The organism is Vicinamibacteria bacterium (assembly GCA_035570235.1).
In the GTDB taxonomy this organism is placed as follows: domain Bacteria; phylum Acidobacteriota; class Vicinamibacteria; order Fen-336; family Fen-336; genus DATMML01.
This window is the reverse complement of the sequence record DATMML010000042.1, coordinates 13,422-34,631: the sequence shown is the minus strand read 5'-3', so window position 1 is coordinate 34,631 and position 21,210 is coordinate 13,422. Positions and strand designations below refer to the sequence as shown.

Below are 21,210 nucleotides of genomic sequence, written 5' to 3'. Positions count from 1 at the left end.
CCACATGACGGGCGCTACGGCCAGGAGGCCGAAGGTTAAGCACGTGGAGCGTCCAGACCCCCGCCGACGTTAGGCGGACGCCGCGGGAAGCGTGAACGGCACGTCGAGGACGCTGACTCCGACGTGAGAGTATCGATCCGAGAGAGGTTAGGGATGGCACGATCGTTCGCGGGTGCGGGGGTGGCCCTGGTCACCCCTTTCACGAAGGACGGGAGCCTGGACGAGGGCGCGCTCCGCCGGCTGGTGCGTCGCCAGGTTGAAGGAGGGATCGACGTCCTGGTGCCCTGCGGGACGACGGGGGAGAGCGCGACCCTCAGCGGGGAGGAGCAGCGGCGGGTCATCGAGATCACGCTCGCGGAGGCGGGGAGGACCCCGGTCCTGGCCGGGGCGGGCAGCAACGACACGCGGGTCGCCATCGAGAAAGCGCGGGCCGCGGCGGCCCAGGGCGCACACGGCGTGCTCTCGGTGGGTCCCTACTACAACAAGCCCACCTCCGAGGGCTACTACCGCCACTTTGCGGCCATTGCCGACGCGAGCTCGGTGCCGGTGGTGGTCTACAACGTTCCCGGCCGGACGGGAAGCAACATCGACGCCAAGGCCCTCCTGCGCCTGGCCCAGCACGGGAACGTGGCCGCGGTGAAAGAGGCCTCCGGCAACCTGGGCCAGATCATGGACATCCTCCGCGACCGGCCACCAGGCTTCGAGGTACTCTCCGGAGACGACGCCTTCACCTTGGCCCTGATGGCGCTGGGAGCCGAAGGGGTCATCTCCGTGGCCGCTAACCAGGTTCCCCGTCCCATGCACGACCTGGTGGCAGCCTGCGCGCGCGGGGACTTCGCGGAGGCCCGGCGGCTCCACAACCGGCTCCTGCGCCTCATGAACCTGAATTTCCTCGAATCCAACCCCATCCCCGTAAAGGCCTCGCTCGCCCTCTTGGGCCTCTGTGAGGAGAGCTTCCGCTTGCCCCTCTGCCCGCCTGCCGACTCCACCCGGGAGGCCCTCCGCTCCGCCTTAGAGGAGCTGGAGCTGCTCTGAGCGTGCCAAAGGCGCTTCCCGAGCAGATCGAGGCGTATTACTCCTTGCCCGCGGAGGCCCTGGGCGACGAGGCCCGCGCCGTCTTCGACGCCTTCCGGGAGGGTCTGGAACTGGGCCTTATCCGCGCCGCCGAGCCGGGCGGTGACGGTTGGCGGGTGAACGCCTGGGTGAAGAAGGGAATCCTGCTCGGATTCCGGCTCGGCCGCCTCCTCGAGTTCCCGCCCGCGGGGCCCCTCCACTTCGTGGACAAGGACACTCTTCCGCCCCGTCGGCTGGGCTTGAAGGACGGTGTCCGAATCGTACCCGGCGGCTCCGCCGTGCGGTCCGGCGCCCATCTCGGGCCGGGGGTGGTGATCATGCCCCCCGCCTATGTGAACGTGGGAGCCCACGTGGGAGAGGGAACGATGATCGACTCCCACGCCCTCGTGGGCTCCTGCGCGCAGGTGGGGCGGCGCGTTCATCTCTCGGCCGGGGCCATGCTAGGGGGGGTGCTGGAGCCGGTGGGGGCGTTGCCCGTGATCGTGGAGGACGAGGTGCTGGTGGGGGGCAACTGCGGTGTCTACGAGGGGGCGATCGTAGGCCGGAGGGCGGTGCTGGGCTCGGGGGTGGTCCTGACCGGCTCCGTGACCGTCTACGACATCCCCCGGAAGACGACCTATCGGCGGACTCCGGACACGCCCCTGCGGATCCCCGAGGGAGCGGTGGTGGTACCGGGCTCCCGCCGGCTGGCGGAGCCGTTCGCGGAGCGGCACGGCCTCGCCCTCGCCACCCCCGTGATCGTCAAATACCGCGACGAGAAAACGGAGGCCGCGGCCGCCCTCGAGGAGGCGCTGCGCTGAGGCGCGCCATGATCACGGCCCAGGAATTGATCGCCCGGCTTCGCCTCGACCCCCTGCCTGTGGAAGGGGGTCATTTCCGCCAGACCTACGTGTCGGAAGAGATGCTTCCCGCCGCCGCCCTGCCCGCCCGCTACGGGCGCGCGAAGCCCCTCTCCACCGCCATTTACTACCTTCTCACCGACGAAGCCGACTCCTTCTCCGCCCTCCACCGCCTCCCCACCGAGGAGGTCTACCACTTCTATCTGGGAGACCCGGTGGAGCTCCTCCTGCTCCACGCCGACGGAAAGAGCGAGCTCGCGGTCCTGGGGCCCGACCTGGAGGCTGGCCAGAGTGTGCAGCTGGTGGTACCGCGCGGCGCCTGGCAGGGTTCGCGGCTGCGGGCCGGAGGACGCCTTGCCCTCCTGGGCACGACCATGGCCCCCGGCTGGGACGTCCTGGACTACGAAGGCGGCGAGCGGGAGGCGCTGATCCGGCGCTACCCGGGGGAGGCCGAGCGCATCCGGGCCCTCACCCGTACCCACCCCGCCTGACCCCCGCCGAGACCGGCGCGCCGCCTACTTGACCCCCTGACACTTCGCGCACACGTCCAAGAGGCGCCCCGCGAGCATGTCCTTCTTGCGCTGCTTGAGACGGTCGCCCTTCCAGATGGCCTCGATGGAGGTGGCGAACACATTGGCGGTCTTGGTGCGGCCTTCGTAGTCCGTGCAACAAGTGGTGACGTCGCCGTTCCACTGGACCACGAACTGGTCGTAGGGGGCGGGGCAGTAGGTATCGGGCACGACGGCGGTGGTGTGGCCCCCGATCACGTTGCCCCAGGTGTGGTAGCGCTTCCAGATGAGGTGGACGCCGTCCAAGAGGGTGTAGCGGCTGCCGTTCTCGTCCTGATCGAGGAAGCGGCGGGAGCGAACCTCCTCGTCGTTGTGGTCTCGCGGGGGAAGCCCGTACTTCTTCTCGAGGGACCGGGCGAAGGCGATCCAGTCTTGCACGAAGGCCACCGCTTGTTCCTCCGCGCTCACGATCCGCTGGCCATCGACGTGCTTGGTGTTCATGATGTCGATCTCGATGTTGGTCCGGGCCCGCAAGGCCGCCTTGCGCTCCACGGCCAGGCGCACCTTGTCCCGGTACTCATCGAACACCAGGCGGGGGGCCTTCCGGGTCTTGAAGGAGTCGGGGTCCGGGGTCTGGTAGGAGAGGATGAGGTTGGTGAGGCCGGCCCGGTAGAGGCCGTCCACTTTCTCCTGCGTGATGAGGCCACAGTTGGTGTTGAGCTCGATGCCCACCCCCTGGCGCTCCGCCCGCTCCACGATCTCGACCAGGTCCGGGTGCAGCATGGGCTCGCCCATCTGGTGGAGCTTCACTGGGTAGAGGGGGCCCAGCCAGGACTTCTTCTCCGCAATCTGGTCCAGGAGGCGGAAAACCTTGTCCTTCTTCATGAAGCCGCGGCGGCGGTTCATGATCTCGTCGGGGCACCAGGTGCACTTGAAGTTGCAGGCGTTGGTGATCTCGATGAACAGGTAGTTGATGGGATAGAACCGCCCCGGCATCTTTCTGAGCTCGGGGAGAGGGGCGAGCGCGGGGAAAGCGGCCACGTCGGTGGGCTCCTCGAAGCTCGCGCGGAGTCGGGAGACTAGGAGCTCGCGGCGAAACTCCAGACGGAGCGAGGCGCCCTGATTCTGGGTCCGGCCAGGGTCGAAGGCCGGGAGGAAGAAGAGGGCCCGGCGGAAGCGACGGAGGCCGGCGGTGTCGCCCGTCCAGCGCTGCTCGGCGGGCTTGTAGAGCCCGTCTTGGGGAAGGGATCGGTCCTGGGAGGCGTATTGGACGCGGAATTCACCGTAACGCTCCCCAAAGTACTCGACGTCGAGCCAGATCGCCTCCGGGGAGCGGGCCAGGACGTGGGGGGGCAGGGTTACGTAGAGGTAGTAGGAGGTCTCGTTCGGGGTCAGGCACGGCCGGCCCTGGACGGTCACCACTTCCCAGACCCCGTCCTCCGCGGAGGGCACGCCCAGCTCTCCCCGGGGCCCTGCGGGGCCCACCTCCATCTCCAGGCGTTCGGGCCCCCGCCACATCCGTCCCAGGGCGCCGCCCCAGCGGCCGAGCGCGGTCGTCGTCACGGGTTCTGCATTTCTGGCCCGATTTTCAGGCCGGAGGCAATGATATCGTACCAGCGCGAGACGCGGGGGTAGACGTCCTCGCGGGCCTCGAAGGTGAGCGAGTAACCCCGACCCTCCTGCGCACGGTAGAAACGCTTGACCCGGGAGACCGCCATCGGCGTCTCCGTACGCATCACGTCCGCGTAGCCGCCCCGCCAGGCCTCGTGGGTGAGGACTTGGAAGTTGGAGCCCAGCTTCTGCCGCGTCCCCTCGTAGAAGGCGTCCAGGGTGCCGGCCCCCGGTATCGGTTCCACGGTCAGGGTGAGGGAGGCGTGGGCGGTCTGAAGGTCCTTGTCCACGGCCAGGGCGGGGCTCGTGTATTGCAGGAGCAGCGTGCCCCCGCCCCCGAAGTGGCGGCTCTCGCGCCAAGACGGGGGTACGCGAACGGAGAAGGAAAAGGTCGGATAAGGCTGCTCGGGATAGGCGCCGAGCCGCTCCAGGTTCAGGCTCTTCGCCATCTCCTCGAGGATGGGGAAGTGGCGCTCGAAGAGGGGGGCCTCGGCCTGGGTGTAGAGGCCGTACACCCGGCCCTTCTCCTCGAGAAGCAGGAGGGAGTGGCGGGTGGACCCATCCGGCGACGCGAAAAGATAGGACCGGCCCTTGGCGTCGCCGCGGACCTCGTCACGGGATGAGGCCAGGGTGTTGCCGGCCAGATAGGTCTGGGCATAGTCGTCCAGGGTGGAGCCCAGGCGCCCCACGAGCAGGGTGACGGAAACGGCCGGCTTCTTTCCGGGGCCGGCGGGGGGCCCCAGGAAGTACCGGTACCAGACCCCGTCTTGCTCCGCCTGGTCGGTCTTCCAGCCCGCGGGATAGCGCAGGGAAAGGCCGTACTCTCCGTTGAAGTAGGTGAGGAGCGGCTCGCGGGGCCCGCCCCCGCAGGAGGCCGAAGCCAGGACGGCCGCGAGCAGGAAGCGCCTGCCGGCCTTCCTATTCGAGGCGGTAATTGGGGGCTTCTTTCGTGATGATGACGTCGTGGACGTGGCTCTCTTTGAGCCCTGCGGGGGAGATCCGCACAAACCGCGAGCGGGTCTGGAGGTCCCGGACGGAGGCCGCCCCGCAATAGCCCATGCCCGCCCGCAGGCCCCCCACCAGCTGCTGGATCATGGCCGAGAGCGGGCCCTTGTAGGGGACCATCCCTTCGATGCCCTCCGGCACCAGCTTGTCCCCGGAGCCTTCGAACTCCTGAAAGTAGCGGTCGCGAGAACCCTCTTTCATGGCTCCGATCGAACCCATGCCGCGATAGCTCTTGAAGGAGCGGCCTTGGCGGAGAATCAGCTCCCCCGGGCTCTCGTCGGTGCCCGCGAAGAGCGATCCGATCATCACCGAGGAAGCCCCGGCGGCAATGGCCTTCACCACGTCCCCCGAAAACTTGACCCCCCCGTCGGCGATGATGGGCACCCCGGCCTTGGCGGTGGCCCGCGCCGCCTCGGCGATGGCCGTTATCTGGGGCATGCCCGCTCCCGAGACCACCCGCGTGGTGCAGATCGAGCCCGGCCCCATTCCCACCTTGACCGCGTTCACTCCTGCCGCCACCAGCTCGGCTGCCCCGTCGTGGGTGCCTACGTTCCCCGCGATCAGCTCCAGATCGGGGAAGCGCTTCTTGAGCGCCTCCACCGTCTCGCGCACGCCCTTGGTGTGGCCGTGGGCGGTGTCCACCACCACCACGTCCGCCTTGGCTTCCGCGAGGGCGGCCGCCCGTTCGAGGACGTCGGGGGTCACGCCGAGCGCGGCTCCCACGCGCAGCCGGCCCAGGGCGTCCTTGCAGGCCCGCGGGTACTTGATCTGCTTCTGGATGTCCTTGACCGTGATGAGACCCTTCAGGTTGAAGTCCTTGTCCACGACCAGGAGCTTCTCGATCTTGTGCCGGTGCAGGATCTCTTTGGCCTGCTGCAGGGTGGTACCTACGGGCACAGTGACAAGGTTGTCCTTGGTCATCAACTCCGAGACGGGCAGGCTGGTGCGGGTCTCGAAGCGAAGGTCGCGGTTGGTCAAGATCCCCACTAGCTTGCTCCCCACCGTGACGGGAACCCCGCTGATGCGGTACTTGGCCATGACCGCCAGGGCGTCCTCCACCCTGGCCTGGGGGGCCACGGTGACCGGATCCACGATCATCCCGGACTCGGATCTCTTGACCTTGTCCACTTCCGAGGCCTGGGCGGCGATGGACATGTTCTTGTGAATGATGCCGATGCCCCCCTCCTGGGCCATGGCGATGGCCAGGGGCGCCTCCGTCACCGTGTCCATGGCCGCAGAGATGATGGGGACCTGGAGGGCGAGATTCCGGGTGAGGCGGGTGGTCACGTCCACGTCGGAGGGCAGTACCTCCGACTTCTGGGGGACCAGGAGCACGTCGTCGAAAGTCAGGGCCTCCGGCAGTCGCTCGTCGAGCATCTCCTTCAATTCCCCCCGTGACACCGCTTGTATTTCTTGCCGCTCCCGCAGGGGCAGGGATCGTTCCGGCCCACCTTCTTGCCCTCCCGGCGGTAGGTCTGCACCTCGTCCCCCCCGCCCTGCGCCTCCCGGGGCTCCGCCCGCGCGAAGGCGGAGGGAGATTCGGTGGGGTCATTGAAGCTCAAGTTGCGGGGGAGCGCGCGCGCTCCGGCCAGCGCCAGCTCCGGCTCCCGGATCCGTGCGTCCACGGGGGCACCGCGGTGGTCTCTGGTCGGCCTCCGCGCGGGCGTTGTCGGACCGCCGCCGCTCCCCTCGTCCTCCGGCGGCACCGGCACCGGCTGGTAGAGGAAGATCCAGCGCAGGATCTCCTCGTCGATCCGGTCCATGAGGGCCTGGAACATGTTGAAGGATTCCTTCTTGTACTCCACCAGGGGGTCGCGCTGGCCATACCCGCGCAGCCCGATGCCCTCCTTGAGGTGATCCAGGGAGTAGAGGTGGTCCTTCCACTGGGTGTCCACGATCTGGAGCATGATCATGCGCTGGTGGAAGAGCATGAGCTCCGGCCCGACCTGGCGCTCCTTCTCCTCGTACTTGGCCTTGATCCGGGCCTCCAGGCTCTCTGCCGCCTCCGTCCGGCCCAGCTGCGAGAGCTCCGCGAGGCTGACTTCGATCCCGTAGGTCTCCTTCAAGGCCAGGCGCAGGCCCTCCAGGTTCCACTCCCCCGGGTCCTGCGCCTCCGCGCAGTAGTTGTCCAGGTACCAGTCCAGCACCTCGCGCGCGAGGTTAACCACATAGGCGCGGGTGTCCTTCCCCTCCAGGACCATGCGCCGCATGTCGTAGACGGCGGTCCGCTGCTTGTTCATGACGTCGTCGTACTCGAGGAGGTGCTTGCGGACCGCGAAGTTCTGAGCCTCCACCTGCTTCTGGGCCCGCTCGATGGAGCGGGTGACCATCCGATGCTCGATGGGCACCCCTTCCTCCATGCCCAGCTTCAGCATCAGGCCGCTGATGCGGTCGGAGCCGAAGATGCGCATGAGGTCGTCCTGCAAGGAGAGATAGAACCGCGAGGAGCCGGGGTCCCCTTGGCGGCCGGCCCGGCCCCGGAGCTGGTTGTCGATGCGGCGGGCCTCGTGGCGCTCCGTGGCCAGGATGTGCAGGCCGCCCAGGGCCACCACCCGTTCGCGCTCGTTGGCTTCCAGAAAGGAGTCCACGGCGGCGAACTCGCGGGAGGCCGCGATGCCGTCGATCGTCGCTCTCAGGGGATGAACGGCGAGGAAGTCCACCGGCTTCTCGATCTGGGGATAGAAGGCGCGGGCGATCTTCTCCTTAGCCGGCCGGGGCAGGCCGCGCACCGTGTCCAGGTAGGCCCTTAGCCCGGAGGCTTCCGGGGCCAGGGTGAGCAGGGCCTGGACGGAAGGGTGGTCGGGGGCAAAGGAGGCGAGGATTCCGAGATAGCGCCGGGCCAACGTTTGGCGGTCCTCCGCCGAGGGCTTGTGCTCGACCAGCGTCTTCTTGTACTCGGCCGCCATTTCCCCCAAGGCCTGGTCGGTGGCGACCTGTCGCTCCGCGGGTGTTACCTTCTCGGGCTCGATCTCCTTCTCGAGGAGGATCGCCTTGACGCGGTGGTCGGGCACTCCTCCCAGGATGATGTCGGTTCCCCGCCCGGCCATGTTGGTGGCGATGGTCACCGCCCCGAAGCGACCGGCCTGGGCCACGATCTCCGCTTCGCGCTCGTGGTACTTGGCGTTCAGGACCACATGCTTGATCCCCGCCCGCTTCAGCAGGCCCGAGAGATGCTCGGACTTCTCGATGGAGATCGTGCCTACCAGCACCGGCCGTCCGGAGGCGTGCAGTTCCTTGATCTCGGTCAGCACGGCCTCGAACTTTTCCGGCTCCGTCCGGTAGACCACGTCCGGGTTCTCGACCCGGATCAGGGGCCGGTTAGTGGGAATGACCAGGACCTCGAGCTTGTAGATCTTGTCGAACTCCGGGGCCTCGGTCTCCGCGGTGCCGGTCATGCCCGCCAGCTTCTTGTACATCCGGAAGTAGTTCTGGAAGGTGATGGTGGCGAGGGTCTGGTTCTCCCGCTCGATCTTCACCTTCTCCTTGGCTTCCACCGCCTGGTGCAGCCCGTCCGACCAGCGACGACCGGGCATGAGCCGGCCCGTGAACTCGTCCACGATCACGACCTGGCCGTCGTTGACCACGTAGTCCACATCGCGCTGGAAAAGGGTGTGGGCCCGCAGGGCCTGGTTGACGTGGTGGAGGACCTCCATGTTGGAGGGGTCCCAGAGGTTCTGGACCCCCAGCAGGCCCTCCGCGTGCAGCATGCCCTGCTCGGTGAGGGTGACCGTCTTGGCCTTCTCGTCGACGATGTAGTCCCCGGTCTTCTCCAGCTCCGCCCGCTCCTCGGCCTTCTTGTCGCCCGTGATGCGGGCCCCCGGCTTCAGCTTGGGCACCACTCCGTTGATGCGGTAGTACTTGTCGGTGGATTCCTCCGCGGGGCCGCTGATGATGAGGGGGGTGCGGGCCTCGTCGATGAGGATGGAGTCCACCTCGTCCACGATCGCGAAGTGATGCCCGCGCTGGACGTAACTTCCGAGGTCGAACTTCATGTTGTCGCGCAGGTAGTCGAAGCCGAACTCGTTGTTGGTGCCGTAAGTGATGTCGGCCCCGTAGGCCACCTGGCGCTCCTGGTCGCTCAGGTGGTGCTGGATCACCCCCACCGTGAGACCCAGGAACCGGAAGATGCGGCCCATCCACTCGCTGTCGCGCTTGGCCAAGTAATCGTTGACGGTGACCACATGGACGCCCTTGCCCTCGAGCGCGTTCAGATAGGCGGCGAGGGTGGCGACCAGAGTCTTGCCCTCGCCCGTCTTCATCTCCGCGATGGTGCCGCGGTGGAGGACGATGCCGCCTATGAGCTGGACGTCGAAGTGGCGCATGTTGAGCACGCGCCGGCCGGCCTCGCGCACGACCGCGAAGGCCTCGGGAAGAAGGGCGTCCAGGCTCTCGCCCTTCTCCAGGCGGTGCCTGAACTCGGCCGTGCGGGCGGCGAGGGCGGCGTCGCTCTGGCCGAGGAGGGATGGTTCCAGTTCCCCGATGCGCTGCACCAGGGGCCTGATCTTCTTGAGCTCGCGCTCGTTCTTGGTGCCGATGATCTTGGTGAGGATCGCGTTCAGCAATGAGCCTCCACGGTCACCCCCGGAGAGAGGGCGGATCCAGCGGGGGGAGCCGATGCTGAGCCGCCCTCGACCCCACTATAGCCCAACAGAATAACAGGGCGGCCCCGACAGGGTCAAACCCCGGCAGGCGAAGGGAATAGTGAGTCTGGAGCGACCGGCCGCGAACGGAGGGTGCTAGGGGAGGGAGGGGAGATCTGGGGCTCCTAAAAGGAGGCGCCCCGCCTAACCAAAGCTCCGATACTCGTCCAGGATGAACTGGATCGGGTTCTGGGCCTGGTCACGGACCCAGACCTCGTAGTGCAGGTGAGGAGCCGTGGACTTGCCGGTGCTGCCCACGAAACCGATAACGTCCCCCCGCCGCACGCGCTGCCCGGGCCGGGAGTTGAACCCGGCCAGGTGGGCGTAGCGGGTGACGATGCCGAAGCCGTGGTCGATTACGACCGCGTTACCGTAGCCACCGCTGGGGTGCGCCGCAATCACAAGCCCGTCGGCCGGGGCCTGGACCTTGGTGCCCAGAGGCGTGGAGATGTCGATACCGGAGTGGAAGTCCTTGAGCCCGGTGAAGGGATCCAGCCGGTTGCCGAATGCGGCCGAGAGGTACCCGCGAACCGGCCAGATGGACGGGGTCGAGGCTAGGAGGACCTTCTGGTCCTGGTAGAACTCTTCAAGCCTCGAGGACCGCTCCGTCAGGTCCTCGACGTTCTTCTCCATGGCCTGCATCGAGAGCGACGGCTCGATGGACGGCGCGGTGGACTCCAGGCTTGAGACGCCCCCCACGCCTCCCAGCTTGGCGTCGGGCAGGCTGGGCTCGAGACCGGCCATGACCCCCAGCTTCATCACCATGTTCTGGAGGGTGAGCAGCTTGGCCTGGAGCTTGCCTGTATTCTGTTCGTAGGCTTGTGCCTTGGTAGAAAGGGCTAGGTTCTCCACGCGCAGGCGGCGCAGCTCGGCCACCTCCACGTTTATCCAGGTGTAATGGGCGAGGATGCCGACCAGAGCGAGGGCCAGAACCGCGACCACGCCCAGTACCCATTTGGTGAGCCGAACCGAAATCTGGAATTTCCGAAAGCGGGCCTTGGCGTGCGGAACCACGATGAGGGTGTAAAACTCGTTCGCCATCTCTGCTCCGAGCTTTCTCGGGCCCTGCGCGGGGCCGCCCAAACTTAGGTCACCAGACGTTTACACTTCGTCCCTGGCTTTGAGCGAAAGGCCACGAAGGCTAGCACGGGAGAGTAGGCCGGTCAAGGCAATTCTCCAACTTCTTGAAGAAGATGGGTCGATTCCGTATCCGGAGCGCAACATCCCCGATGGTGCCGCCCCAGGGTCCGGAGGGCCGCCCCGAGCGATTTCCACCGCGGCTCCGTTCGGGCGAACGGGGCGGGCTCAGTTCTTTGAGCCGCTGGCGGTGTAGATGGTCAGCGTCTCTCCCGCGGCGATACGGGTCCCACGCAGCCCGTTCCAGGTCTGCAGATCACGGATCGTGGTGCCGTACTGGGAGGCGATGGCGGTCAGGGTGTCACCGGGCTTGACCTTGTAGGTGATGCGGGCGGGCCGGCGGTCGGCGAGGTCCGTCGGGGAAGGCTTGACCGGCGGGGGGGCCACCTTGGCCGCCTGTCGCACCGGGGGCGCCTTGGTGCGGGGATCGATGGGGATGATCAACTCGGTGCCCACGGCCAGCCGTTTCTGGAGCGACAGGCCATTGGCGTCGGCGATGTCGCGGGCGCGCACCGCATTGGCCTGTGCGATGCTGGCGAGCGTCTGGCCACGGGCGACCACGTGCGTCCGGAACTTGACCCGCTTCTCAGGCGGCAAGGCCTCAAGGCAGGCTCCGAGCGGCGCGCCCCGTCCCTCCGGAACCTTGAGATCGAAGGTCCGGTTGGCGGGGGTCGCCAGGCGCCGGAGCTCGGGGTTGAGCATCTGGAGATCCTGCACGGGCGTCTCTACGCACTCCGCGATCACGCGCAGATCCACCGCTCCCCGCACGGGGACGCTCTCGTAGGCCGGGACGGGCTCGGGGGAGATCTCGATGCCGTACTTCTCTGGAGCCTTGGCCACCACGATCGCCGCGTGTATTAGGGGGACGTAGTTCCGCGTCTCCCGACGCAGTGCGCGGGTTCGGCTGAGCTGCCAGAAGTCGCTCGTCTTGTACCGATCGATCCCTCGCTGCACCACCAGCTCGCCTGCGTTGTAGGCGGCCAGGGCCAGGTTCCAGTCCCCGAACATAGCGTACAGCGCCTTCAGGTATGCGGCCGCCGCACGCGTGGCCTTCTCGGGATCGCTGCGCTCGTCGACCCACCAGTCCTGCTCCAGGCCGTAGCGCTTTCCCGTGGCCGCGATGAACTGCCACACTCCCTTGGCCTTGGCCCGGGAGTAGGCCGCGGGCCGGAAGGCGCTCTCCACCATAGCCACATAGGCCAGGTCCTGGGGGACGCCCTCCGAAGCCAGGACCTGCCGGATCCGGGGCAGGTAGCGCTGGCCACGGGACAGGGCCGCCTCGAACCAGTCCCGGAGCCGGCCCTGGTAGAGCTCGACGCAGGACAGCACCTTGTCGTTCAGCTCGACCGGGAGGTCAAAGGCCTCACCCTGGACCGCCTCCGCGGCCCGCGCCCGCGACTCCTCGGAGACGGGCTGCTCGGCCACGGGCAGGTCGCCCACGTCATCGATGGAGGCGGGCTCGGTCCGGGCTTCGGTGAAGCCGTCTCCGGCCGCAAAGGCTTCCATCTCGCGTAGGTGGATGACCTCGAGGGTTCGGCGGTAGGCCTCGCCGAGCCGGACGCTGGCCAGAGCACCGCCGGGAGCCGTCAAGTAGGTGTCGACGGCACGATCGAATTCCTCGCGGGCGCGGTTCAGGTGGCCATTGCCGGCCTCGGCGAGACCGGTGGAAAGGTGGGCGTCCGCGTCCGCGATCAGGGACGCGACTGGATCCGGAGAGGGGCTGGCTTGGGCCCGGGGTGCAGTGGGAGGAGCGGAGCCGCCGTGAGCGCATCCGGAGGCAATAACCCCCGCGAGCACAACAATTTCGCACCTCCGACCCGTCCACGATGGACCCAAGTGCACCCTCCGGGCGGCGTGTCACAGGATAGTAGCACAGAGCGCTCAGGACTTGGCGGGCGGGCCTTCCGGCGCGAGGAGAACCTGGGTCCCGGAGGCAGCGTCCCGGGCGGCGGGGGTCACAATGGCTCGGGGGGCCAGGCGCAAGACCCGGCCTTCCCGTAGAGCCCGCCGGACATCGTCCTCGGACACGAAGTCGAGGAGGGCATCAGGGGCAGGGGCACGGGTGGTCAGGGGTGGGGTTGGGGGCGGCGCCGGCGTCGAACCGAGGCGGCCCTCGACGAAGGCGGCCACCTTGTCGATCAAGGCAGGCGGGGTCTTGGCGGAGGCGCCGCGCGGCCGCTCGTAGGCCAGGCGCTTTATGTTGATGAGGTGGAGGGGCGTGATGTTGTCGGAGGTGATGTTGCCGGCGTAGGCCCCGCAACCGAGGCTCATGGAGGGGGCGAGGCCGGTCGTATAGCCGGTGGCCCCCATCGAGGTCTGGGTGTTGGCCACGATCCGGAAAACCGGCTTCTTGAAGGCGAACTCCCGGATTACCGCGTCGTCTCCGCTGTGGATTCCCAGCGTGTGGCCGGTTCCTCCGTAGCGCAGGAGTTGGAGGCAGCGCTCGCAGCCCTCGTGCCAGTCCTTGACCACATAGAAGGCCAGCACCGGTGACAGCTTCTCGATCGAGAGCGGGAAGTCACGGCCCACCCCCGCGAGGGGGGCCAGGAGGACACGAGTAGCGGGGGGGACCGCGAAGCCCGCCTTCTCGGCGATGTAGGGGGCGGGTCGGCCCACGATCTCGGGATTGGCCAGACGCTGGGGGGTGACCACCACCCGGGAGACCGCGGCCGTTTCCGCCTCGTTCAGGAAGTACCCGCCGTTTTTCTTCACCTCCGCGATGACCTGGTCCCGGATCGCCTCGTCGCAGACGAGCGACTGCTCGGACGAGCAGAGGGTGCCGTAGTCGAAGGTCTTGCCGTTGATCACGTCCCGCACCGCCTTGGGCACGTCGGCGGTCTTCTCGATGTAGGCGGGGACATTGCCCGGACCCACCCCGTAGGCGGGCTTGCCGGAGGAGTAGGCGGCGCGGACGAGGCCGATCCCTCCCGTGGCCAGGATCACCCCCGTGGCCCGGGTGCGCATCAGCTCCTGGGTCCCCTCGAGGGTCACGTCCGTCATGCAGGAGAGGGCGTCGGGGGGCAGCCCCGCGGCCACCGCCGCCCCGTGCATGACCTTGACCGTCTCCTGGATGCAGCGCCGAGCGGAAGGGTGTGGGCTCAGGACGACCGCGTCGCGGGCCTTGATGGAGATGAGGGCCTTGAAGATCGCGGTCGAGGTGGGGTTGGTGGAGGGGATGATCGCGGCCACCACACCCATGGGCTCGGCAATCTCCACCACCCGGGCCACGGGGTCCTCGCGCAGGATGCCGACCGTTCGCAGGGGCCGGATGTAGGCGTGCACATCCACCGCCGAGAAAAGGTTCTTGGTCGTCTTGTCCTTGACGTTGCCGAAGCCAGTTTCCTCGTGGGCCAGGCGGGCCAGCTGCTCGGCTGCGCCCCGGCTGGCCTCGGCCATGGCGTCCACGACGCGGTCGATTTTCTCCTGCGAGAACTCGGCCAGCGCCCGCTGGGCCTCGCGCGCTTTCGCGGCCAAGCTCCGCGCCTGCTGGATGGAGAGGAGGTCCGGGTCCTGGATCGTCATGGACGGCGGGGGAAGAGGCTAAGCCTTCTTGGCGTCGGCGCCGCCGGGGAGGACCTTCTCCACCTCCTGGTGGGGGCGCGGAATCACATGCACCGACACCAGTTCCCCTACCCGGCGAGCGGCGGCCGCGCCGGCGTCGGTGGCCGCCTTGACCGCTCCCACGTCGCCCCGCACGAGCACCGTGACGTAGCCGGCCCCGATGTATTCCTTCCCGACGAGGACAACATTGGCGGCTTTGACCATGGCATCGGCGGCTTCGATGGAGCCGACGAGTCCCTTGGTCTCCACCATCCCCAGTGCTTCCATGGACATTCGAACCTCCCGAGGCCGGCTTGGTAGGCGTCGACCGGGAACAGCGCGACTATAGCATATGGGGTGGGGCCTTCATTGACACACCTGTCCCGAATCAGTATCGTTGGGGGGTTTTGGCCGCCAAACTGCAACTATCAAGGACCGCCAGGAGAGGGAGAATGAAGCTTGGACGTTCCACGGGGCTGGCCGCCGCATTCGCGGTCATGGCCCTGCTGCCCGCCTGCAACCGGCGCAAGCCGGCCGAAGTCAACCCTATAGTGCCGTCCTTCAAGGTCAACCGGGAGCGCGCGCCCCTGGGCAGCGCCATCGAAATCACCTACACCTGGACGGTGGAACCAGGGGCCAAGAAGCTGGACAAGGACTACCGCGCCCTCGTGCACTTCCTTGACTCGCACGATGTCATGCTCTTCGAGGACGACCACATGCCGACCCCGCCTCCCTCCGCCTGGGAGCCGGGCAAGACCTACACCTACACCCGCACCAAGTTCATTCCCATCTATCCCTACGTGGGCGAGCTGGAGGTCCGCATGGGCCTCTACCCGCACCCGGGACGGGGGGAGCGGCTGCCCCTGAAGGGCGAGGACAAGGGGCTGCGCGAATACAAGGTCGCCCGGATGGAGCTTTTGCCCCAGACCGAGAACATCTTCTTGGTCTACAAGGAGGGCTGGCACAACCCCGAGGCCCAGCCCGAGAACCCCAGCGTGGAAAGGACCTGGACCAAGAAGGAGGCCCTGGTCTCCTTCAAGAACCCCAGGAAAGACGTGATCGTGTACCTCCAGGCCGACACCAGCGTGAAGTTCTTCCCCCAGCCCCCCGTGCTCACGGTCTCCATCGGGGGCAAGAACGGGGTCGTGATCCCAATCGAAGGCTCGGAGGTGTTCCGGAAGAAGATCCGGGTCAAGGCCGCCGACTTGGGCAACGACGAGTGGGTCGACCTCCGGTTGGCCATGAACCAGTCGTTCGTCCCCAAGCTCTTGACCCCCCCTCTCAACAACGATGACCGGGAGCTGGGCCTCCTGGTTTACCATCTGTACGTGGGTGAGGCGGACAAACTGGGTCCCCTGTCCGGGCCCGAGGTCGTGGACGCAGGACCCCTCCCGGCCACGGCGGGGAAGGCCCCGGTTCCCAAGGCCCCGGCGGCCACGAAGAAGCCCTAGCCGTCGGCAACTGCGACGAGCCCAGGGAGACGGGAGCGATCCCGTCTCCTTTTGTTTTTTGGAAGGTTCCTATGGGAGACGCCGGGACGGTCAAGCCGGACGGGCGGATCGACGTCGCCGAGGTCATGGCCGAGATTCGGGAGCGGATCCGCAGGAAGCGCGAGCTAGGCCGCTACACGGACGAAGAGGTTCAGGAGATGACGGCCCTCAAGCTCCAGGCCTTCGCGGACGAGGCCGAGATCGACCCCGAGCTCCTGGCCCGCCTCATGGCCCCCGACCACAACTGGAACATCTCCGTGGACTACCGGATCCAGACCCACCGGCGGGGCCTGCCCGGCCAGCTCATCGTCTTCGTCAAGAAGCTGGTGCGTCCGCTGGTGCGCCTCTACACCGATCACGTGTTGAGCCGTCAGGCCCAGATCAACCTCTACATGGTCCACCTCTGCCACAACGTGGTCCGAGAGCTCACCCGCCTCCAGCTTGAGCACACCGCCCTCAAGAACCGCTGCGAGGAGCTCGAGCGGGAGCGGGGGCGGGAAGGGAGGCCTTGAGGATCGGGCTCGTCGTCCAACGCTACGGACTCGAGGTCGTGGGGGGGGCGGAGTTGCATTGCCGCTGGGTGGCCGAGCACCTGGCCGAGCGGCATGCGGTTGAGGTGCTGACCACCACCGCCACCGACTACTTGACCTGGGCGAACGAGTACCCCGTCGGTCCCAGCCACATCAACGGGGTGGCGGTACGCCGCTTCTCGGTCGAGCGCCCCCGTAGGGTCGAGACCTACGACGAGGTCGCGAACAAGGTCTGCTTCTTTGAGCACACGGACGAAGAGGAACGCCGGTGGATGGACGAGCACGGCCCCTACTGCCCGGCCCTCCTTGCGCACCTGCAGGCGAGCCATGCCGGCTACGATGCCCTCATCTTCTTCTCCTATCGGTACTGGACCTCCTTCTACGGGTTGCAGGTGGCCCCCGGGAAGAGCCTGCTCGTACCCACCGCCGAGCACGACCGCGTGATCTACCTGCGGCTCTTTGCCCCCTTCTTCAAGCGTCCCGCCGCCATCGTCTACAACTCCCCTGAGGAACGCGACCTGATCCAACGCGTGACCGCAAACGAGTCGGTGCCAGGCGACGTGGTGGGGACCGGCATCAACTGCCCGGCCGTGATCCCGGTGGACGAGGTGGCCTCCCGCCTGGACCTTCTGGGGGACTACCTCATCTACATCGGTCGGATCGAACCCGAGAAGGGCTGTGCGGTCATGCTGGACCACTTCCTTCGCTATCAGCGCGAGACCCGCTCCAGCCTGACCCTGGCCCTCCTGGGCAAGGGAACCATGGAGATCTCGGAGAACGTCCACCTCCGCTTGCTGGGGGTGGTGCCGGAGGCGGAAAAGCTGGCCGCCTTGGCCCGAGCGCGCCTCCTCCTCATGCCCTCGCGGCACGAGAGCCTCTCCATGGTGGTTCTCGAGGCCTGGATGATGCAGCGTCCGGTCCTCGTCAATGGGGACTGCGAGGTCCTGCGCGGCCAGGTGCTGCGGTCGGGGGGCGGCCTCTACTACCGACGGTACGAAGAGTTCGCGGAGGCCCTGGACCTTTTGCGGTCGGAGCCCAAGGTCGCGGATACCCTCGGCCGCCAGGGACACGCCTATTTCCAGACCCACTACGCCTGGGACGCCATCATGGCCAAGTACGACCGGCTGCTCGCGCGCGTGACCGGGGCATGAGGCTAGCCTTCGTGATCCAGCGCTACGGGACGGAGGTCAACGGTGGTGCCGAGCTGCATTGCCGATGGCTGGCCGAGCGTCTGGCCCGCCGCCACCAGGTGGAGGTCTTCGCCACCCGGGCTCTCGATTATCTGGAATGGCGGAACCATTATCCGGCGGGGACCACGACCGTGAACGGCATCCCCGTCCACCGCTTCACGGTGGGCAAGCGCCGCAACGCCCGAGAGTTCGCCTCCCTCTGCAACGTGTGCTTCCACGAGCCGCACACCAGCGAGGAAGAGGAGGCCTGGGTCAGGGCCAACGGGCCTTATTCGCCCAAGCTCATCAAGGGCGTGGCCGGGGCCCGCGCGCGGTTCGATTTCTTCCTCTTCTATTGCTATCGCTACTACCAGAGCTACTACGGCTTGCCCGCGGTTCGAGAACGGGCCCTCCTCGTCCCCACCGCGGAGGAGGATCCCGCGATCCACCTCCAGATCTTCAAGCCCTTCTTCCGCTCACCGCGCGGCATCGTCTATCTGACCCCGGAGGAGCAGACCCTGGTCGAGGACGCGGCCGGCAACCGGGAGGTGCCCTCGGTGGTGATCGGGAGCGGCCTCAACCTGCCCGACTCCGACCCCGCCCTCGATTTCCGCGCCCGCCACCGGCTCCCGCGCCCCTTCCTCCTCTACGTAGGCCGGATCGACAAGAACAAGGGCTGCATCACCCTCTTCGCGTATTTCCAGAAGTTCCTGGAGGAGACGGGGGAGGACGTGGACCTTGTGCTGGCCGGGACCTCGGTGATTCCCGTTCCCGACCACCCCCGCATCCGTCACGTAGGCTTCATAACTGAGGAGGAGAAGGTGGCGGCCCTCCGCCAGTGCCGTCTGCTGCTCGTGCCCTCACCCTACGAGAGCCTGTCCGTCATCACCCTCGAGGCCTGGAAGCTCGGCACGCCCGTCCTCGCCAACGCCCGCTGCCGCGTGCTCATGGGTCAATGCCTGCGTTCGGGGGGCGGGCTTTTCTACCACGGCTATGCGGAGTTCGTGGAGGCCCTGAAGCTGATGCTCAGCCGGCCTGAGCTGGGCCGGACCCTGGGTGCGCAGGGCCGGCGGTACGTCGAAGACGAGTATTCCTGGGAGCGCGTGGAGGGGAAGATGGAGGACCTCTTCACCCGATTGAGCCGGTCTAACCCCTAGCCCTTCCCCTTAAGGTCCAGTTCGAGGTGGAGGATGAGCCGCTCCAGGCGACGGTTGCCCATCAACTTGACGGTGACCGCGTCCTCCACCACTTCCTCCTTCCCGTCCCGCTGGAAGGCCAGGTGAACGCGCAGGTCGGAGGCGCCCTTGAGGAGGCCATTCGGCACGTCCACGCTCACCTTGCGCTTCACCTCCTGCCGGGAGTCCCGCTCGGAGACCATCAAGTCCTGGAAGAGCCGCTCGACATCCTTCTCATGGGCGGGGGGAGACGCCTTCCGGCGGCCGGTGTTGGCGAGGGTCCGGAGTTTCTCCAGCTCGCGATGGATGTCAAGGAGGTCCCGAGTGGCCACCGGCCGTACCGCGTGCTTGTCGGTGTCCTCCTCCGCGAACTCGACTTCCACTTCCTTGACCTCGGGGGAGTCCGCGACGAGTCCAGCCAGTAGATCATCGCCAGCGGTGGCCGCGTCGACAGCGCTGGTGGCGCTGGCGGCCGGGGCCATGGGGGCCGCGGGAGCCGAGGATGCAGCGGGGGCAGAAGGAGCAGGCGCGGAAAACGAAATCGCCAGCGGCGCAGGCACAGGCGCCCCCCTCGGAATCCTGCCCGTGGCCACGCCCACGGGCTGAACGGCCTCCTGCTTGCGGTTGTCTTCGGCGATCTTCCTCCGGATAGCAGCGAGGCCCAGACGCGAGATTCCCTTTAGGGTCTCGAAGACGCCCACCCCGTGGATGGCCGCGGCTTCGAATTCCGGGACTCCCCCCGGGTTCAGCGCTTCGTGCAGTTTGTCGACGGGCAGGATGTTGCGTATGTCGCGCTTGTTGTATTGAAAGACGATGGGGACCTGTTCGATGGAGAGGCCGAGCTCGGCCAGGTTCTCGTGCAGGTTCTTGAGCGACTCGAGGTTGGTGTCCATGGCCGCGGTTTGGCTGTCCGCCACGAAAACGACTCCGTCCACGCCCTTGAGGACCAGCCTTCTGGTGGCGTTATAAAAGACCTGCCCGGGGACGGTATAGAGCTGCAACCTGACTTTCATGGCCCCGATCACGCCCACGTCGAGAGGGAGGAGGTCGAAGAAGAGGGTTCGGTCGGTTTCGGTCTCCAGGCTCACCATCTCGCCCCGGGAACGGGGGGCGGTCTTGAGGTGGATCCACTGGAGGTTGGTGGTCTTCCCGCAGAGGCCAGGACCGTAGTACACGATCTTGGCCGTCATCTGCATCGTGGTGTAGTTGAGGAACACCATGGGCCGATGAGTTTAGCACGGGGCTGCCCGGCTCCCCGGGCGGAGGGTTCAGAAGCTGATGCCCACGCCCCCGTAATAACGGGCATCCATCTTCATGAGGGCGTCGTTCGGGAGGTTGACCCATTCGTACTCGCCCTTGATGAGGATGCCGAGGGGTAGCTTGATCCGGGCCCCGACGAAGACCCCCGACACCGTCCCCCATTGGTCGTGCGAGGCGAGCGTCTGCTTGTAGGCGCCGACGGCAAGGCCGGCGTAGGGAACGAAGCGACCGATGGGAGGGGCGAGGAACGCTCGGCTGGAAGCGCTCAGCATGCTCGAATCGGTCACGACCCCTCCCTGTCGGGCCCCTTCCAGCTCGAGCCCCACCAGGTTGAGGAGGGTAATGGTGAGAGACACACCGAACCCGCCGCCGTTCCAGTTGGGGCCCGGCGTGGCGCCGGATACGAAAGCGGCGAGCTCGGCCGCCCCCCCTGGCCGGGACGCCAAGAGCAGGGCAGCGATGAGCAGGGCTCGGACGGTGCGGTGATAGCGGCGGTCTGAGTGGCTCATATGTGCTAAGTATCCTATTTTGATCAGGTTATGTCAAATCTCAGACACTCGTTGACAGCAGGAGGGAGGCCCCCTAGAATTGTTCTTGGTATCGCGTCCTCCGAAACTCCCTCACCCACACCCATGACCGCCTACGTCTCACAAAACGCTTTCTGGGGCCTCCTCATCTCCGCGGTCGAGGTCTACAAGCGCGAGTGCTTCGGGCTGCTCATCGGTTACCGCGACCGCAAGGGCCTTGAGGAGACGTTCATCGTTGAGCACGCCCTGCCCTTCCAGACCGCGGGCCGCCGGCACAAGGGCGTGGTCAGCAACCCTCGAGCCCACAAGAGGATCGAGCGTTTCCTTCAAAACATCCCCCAGCTCTCCGTCATTGGGGATTTCCACTCCCACACCATGTGGGGGTACAGCCGTGCCGCCAACCACCCCAGCGAGACGGACCTTCAGGGGATGACCTCCGAGAACGTCTACATCATCGTGAGCGTGAACGACCGGCTCCGTGAGGTGCCCTGGAACTACAACGACGACGGGTCGCTTTCCGGCACCACGGACGAGCACTATTTCCGCCTGACGGCCTACACCGTGACCGCAGCCGGCGAGCCCCGGCGTGCACCCATCCTCTGCCCCTACGCGATCGGGTTTGATGCCCGACCGCTCCAGATCGCCCGCTAACCTCTCGACTCGGGACTGCACCGGCGCGCCCAGCCCTCGCCGGGTTCCAGAGG

The 21,210-nt window shown here is 67.0% G+C and carries 17 protein-coding genes and 1 pseudogene; 8 read left to right on the top strand and 10 right to left on the bottom strand.

Translation table 11 applies throughout. The features are described 5' to 3' along the window. Positions 1 to 153: 153 nt before the first annotated feature. From dapA to VN461_07345, 3 genes are read left to right on the top strand one after another with little or no spacing between them, the layout of a single operon-like run. Positions 154 to 1,035, top strand: a complete 882-nt coding sequence (gene dapA / locus VN461_07355; GenBank protein HXB54582.1) for a 4-hydroxy-tetrahydrodipicolinate synthase — start codon at positions 154 to 156, stop codon at positions 1,033 to 1,035. Between the two features lie 2 nt (positions 1,036 to 1,037). After that, positions 1,038 to 1,874, top strand: a complete 837-nt coding sequence (locus tag VN461_07350; protein ID HXB54581.1) for a 2,3,4,5-tetrahydropyridine-2,6-dicarboxylate N-succinyltransferase — start codon at positions 1,038 to 1,040, stop codon at positions 1,872 to 1,874. Between the two features lie 8 nt (positions 1,875 to 1,882). After that, entirely contained in the window at positions 1,883 to 2,404 is a 522-nt protein-coding gene (locus VN461_07345) for a cupin domain-containing protein (protein ID HXB54580.1), read from the top strand. Positions 2,405 to 2,428: 24 nt separating this feature from the next. Here VN461_07345 and VN461_07340 read toward each other — a convergent pair whose 3' ends face one another. From VN461_07340 to VN461_07305, 8 genes are all read right to left on the bottom strand, one after another. Continuing rightward, positions 2,429 to 3,985, bottom strand: coding sequence for a radical SAM protein (locus VN461_07340; protein ID HXB54579.1), 1,557 nt, complete (start codon positions 3,983 to 3,985; stop codon positions 2,429 to 2,431). Beyond that, complete coding sequence (locus VN461_07335) at positions 3,982 to 5,040, bottom strand: hypothetical protein (protein HXB54578.1); 1,059 nt, start codon at positions 5,038 to 5,040, stop codon at positions 3,982 to 3,984. Before VN461_07335 ends, VN461_07340 begins: the two co-directional genes overlap by 4 nt. Further along, positions 4,952 to 6,415: an IMP dehydrogenase gene (gene guaB, locus VN461_07330; protein ID HXB54577.1), complete on the bottom strand. Its 1,464-nt coding sequence runs from the start codon at positions 6,413 to 6,415 to the stop codon at positions 4,952 to 4,954. Before guaB ends, VN461_07335 begins: the two co-directional genes overlap by 89 nt. Positions 6,416 to 6,420: 5 nt before the next feature. Continuing rightward, positions 6,421 to 9,600, bottom strand: a complete 3,180-nt coding sequence (secA, locus tag VN461_07325; protein HXB54576.1) for a preprotein translocase subunit SecA — start codon at positions 9,598 to 9,600, stop codon at positions 6,421 to 6,423. 222 nt (positions 9,601 to 9,822) lie between these two features. Further along, positions 9,823 to 10,719 carry a M23 family metallopeptidase gene (locus VN461_07320; GenBank protein HXB54575.1) on the bottom strand — a complete coding sequence of 299 codons (897 nt, stop codon included), beginning with the start codon at positions 10,717 to 10,719 and terminating at the stop codon, positions 9,823 to 9,825. 264 nt (positions 10,720 to 10,983) lie between these two features. Continuing rightward, positions 10,984 to 12,612, bottom strand: a complete 1,629-nt coding sequence (locus tag VN461_07315; GenBank protein HXB54574.1) for a transglycosylase SLT domain-containing protein — start codon at positions 12,610 to 12,612, stop codon at positions 10,984 to 10,986. Between the two features lie 84 nt (positions 12,613 to 12,696). After that, a complete protein-coding gene (locus VN461_07310; GenBank protein HXB54573.1) occupies positions 12,697 to 14,337 on the bottom strand; it encodes an acetaldehyde dehydrogenase (acetylating) in 1,641 nt (546 codons plus the stop codon). Between the two features lie 18 nt (positions 14,338 to 14,355). Further along, the gene (locus tag VN461_07305) at positions 14,356 to 14,649 is read right to left on the bottom strand and encodes a BMC domain-containing protein (GenBank protein HXB54572.1); all 294 of its coding nucleotides are present in this window, start codon (positions 14,647 to 14,649) and stop codon (positions 14,356 to 14,358) included. A gap of 158 nt (positions 14,650 to 14,807) precedes the next feature. On the opposite strand from VN461_07305, the gene VN461_07300 reads away from it, so the two are divergent. From VN461_07300 to VN461_07285, 4 genes are all read left to right on the top strand, one after another. Further along, positions 14,808 to 15,806, top strand: coding sequence for a hypothetical protein (locus VN461_07300; protein ID HXB54571.1), 999 nt, complete (start codon positions 14,808 to 14,810; stop codon positions 15,804 to 15,806). A gap of 71 nt (positions 15,807 to 15,877) precedes the next feature. After that, entirely contained in the window at positions 15,878 to 16,357 is a 480-nt protein-coding gene (locus VN461_07295) for a hypothetical protein (protein ID HXB54570.1), read from the top strand. Next, positions 16,354 to 17,526 carry a glycosyltransferase gene (locus tag VN461_07290; GenBank protein ID HXB54569.1) on the top strand — a complete coding sequence of 391 codons (1,173 nt, stop codon included), beginning with the start codon at positions 16,354 to 16,356 and terminating at the stop codon, positions 17,524 to 17,526. Before VN461_07295 ends, VN461_07290 begins: the two co-directional genes overlap by 4 nt. Next, on the top strand, positions 17,523 to 18,701 hold the full coding sequence (locus VN461_07285) for a glycosyltransferase family 4 protein (GenBank protein HXB54568.1): 1,179 nt from the start codon (positions 17,523 to 17,525) through the stop codon (positions 18,699 to 18,701). Before VN461_07290 ends, VN461_07285 begins: the two co-directional genes overlap by 4 nt. A gap of 659 nt (positions 18,702 to 19,360) precedes the next feature. On the opposite strand, the pseudogene VN461_07280 reads toward VN461_07285, so the two are convergent. Next, positions 19,361 to 19,939 (bottom strand): annotated as a pseudogene (locus tag VN461_07280) (GTPase domain-containing protein). 48 nt (positions 19,940 to 19,987) lie between these two features. Next, complete coding sequence (locus VN461_07275) at positions 19,988 to 20,488, bottom strand: hypothetical protein (protein HXB54567.1); 501 nt, start codon at positions 20,486 to 20,488, stop codon at positions 19,988 to 19,990. 123 nt (positions 20,489 to 20,611) lie between these two features. Here VN461_07275 and VN461_07270 point away from each other — a divergent pair, with 123 nt between their 5' ends. Continuing rightward, positions 20,612 to 21,157 (top strand): Mov34/MPN/PAD-1 family protein, encoded by a 546-nt coding sequence (locus VN461_07270; GenBank protein ID HXB54566.1) that lies wholly within the window; start codon positions 20,612 to 20,614, stop codon positions 21,155 to 21,157. The last annotated feature ends 53 nt before the right edge of the window (positions 21,158 to 21,210 follow it).

Excerpts from the sequence above, each read along its gene's own strand:
- VN461_07285 (HXB54568.1), top strand. The coding sequence starts at position 17,523 with ATGAGGCTAGCCTTCGTGATCCAGCGCTACGGGACGGAGGTCAACGGT.
- dapA (HXB54582.1), top strand. The coding sequence starts at position 154 with ATGGCACGATCGTTCGCGGGTGCGGGGGTGGCCCTGGTCACCCCTTTC.
- VN461_07300 (HXB54571.1), top strand. The coding sequence starts at position 14,808 with ATGAAGCTTGGACGTTCCACGGGGCTGGCCGCCGCATTCGCGGTCATG.
- VN461_07310 (HXB54573.1), bottom strand. The coding sequence starts at position 14,337 with ATGACGATCCAGGACCCGGACCTCCTCTCCATCCAGCAGGCGCGGAGC.
- VN461_07305 (HXB54572.1), bottom strand. The coding sequence starts at position 14,649 with ATGTCCATGGAAGCACTGGGGATGGTGGAGACCAAGGGACTCGTCGGC.
- VN461_07320 (HXB54575.1), bottom strand. The coding sequence starts at position 10,719 with ATGGCGAACGAGTTTTACACCCTCATCGTGGTTCCGCACGCCAAGGCC.
- VN461_07275 (HXB54567.1), bottom strand. The coding sequence starts at position 20,488 with ATGAGCCACTCAGACCGCCGCTATCACCGCACCGTCCGAGCCCTGCTC.
- VN461_07270 (HXB54566.1), top strand. The coding sequence starts at position 20,612 with ATGACCGCCTACGTCTCACAAAACGCTTTCTGGGGCCTCCTCATCTCC.
- VN461_07345 (HXB54580.1), top strand. The coding sequence starts at position 1,883 with ATGATCACGGCCCAGGAATTGATCGCCCGGCTTCGCCTCGACCCCCTG.
- guaB (HXB54577.1), bottom strand. The coding sequence starts at position 6,415 with ATGCTCGACGAGCGACTGCCGGAGGCCCTGACTTTCGACGACGTGCTC.
- VN461_07295 (HXB54570.1), top strand. The coding sequence starts at position 15,878 with ATGGGAGACGCCGGGACGGTCAAGCCGGACGGGCGGATCGACGTCGCC.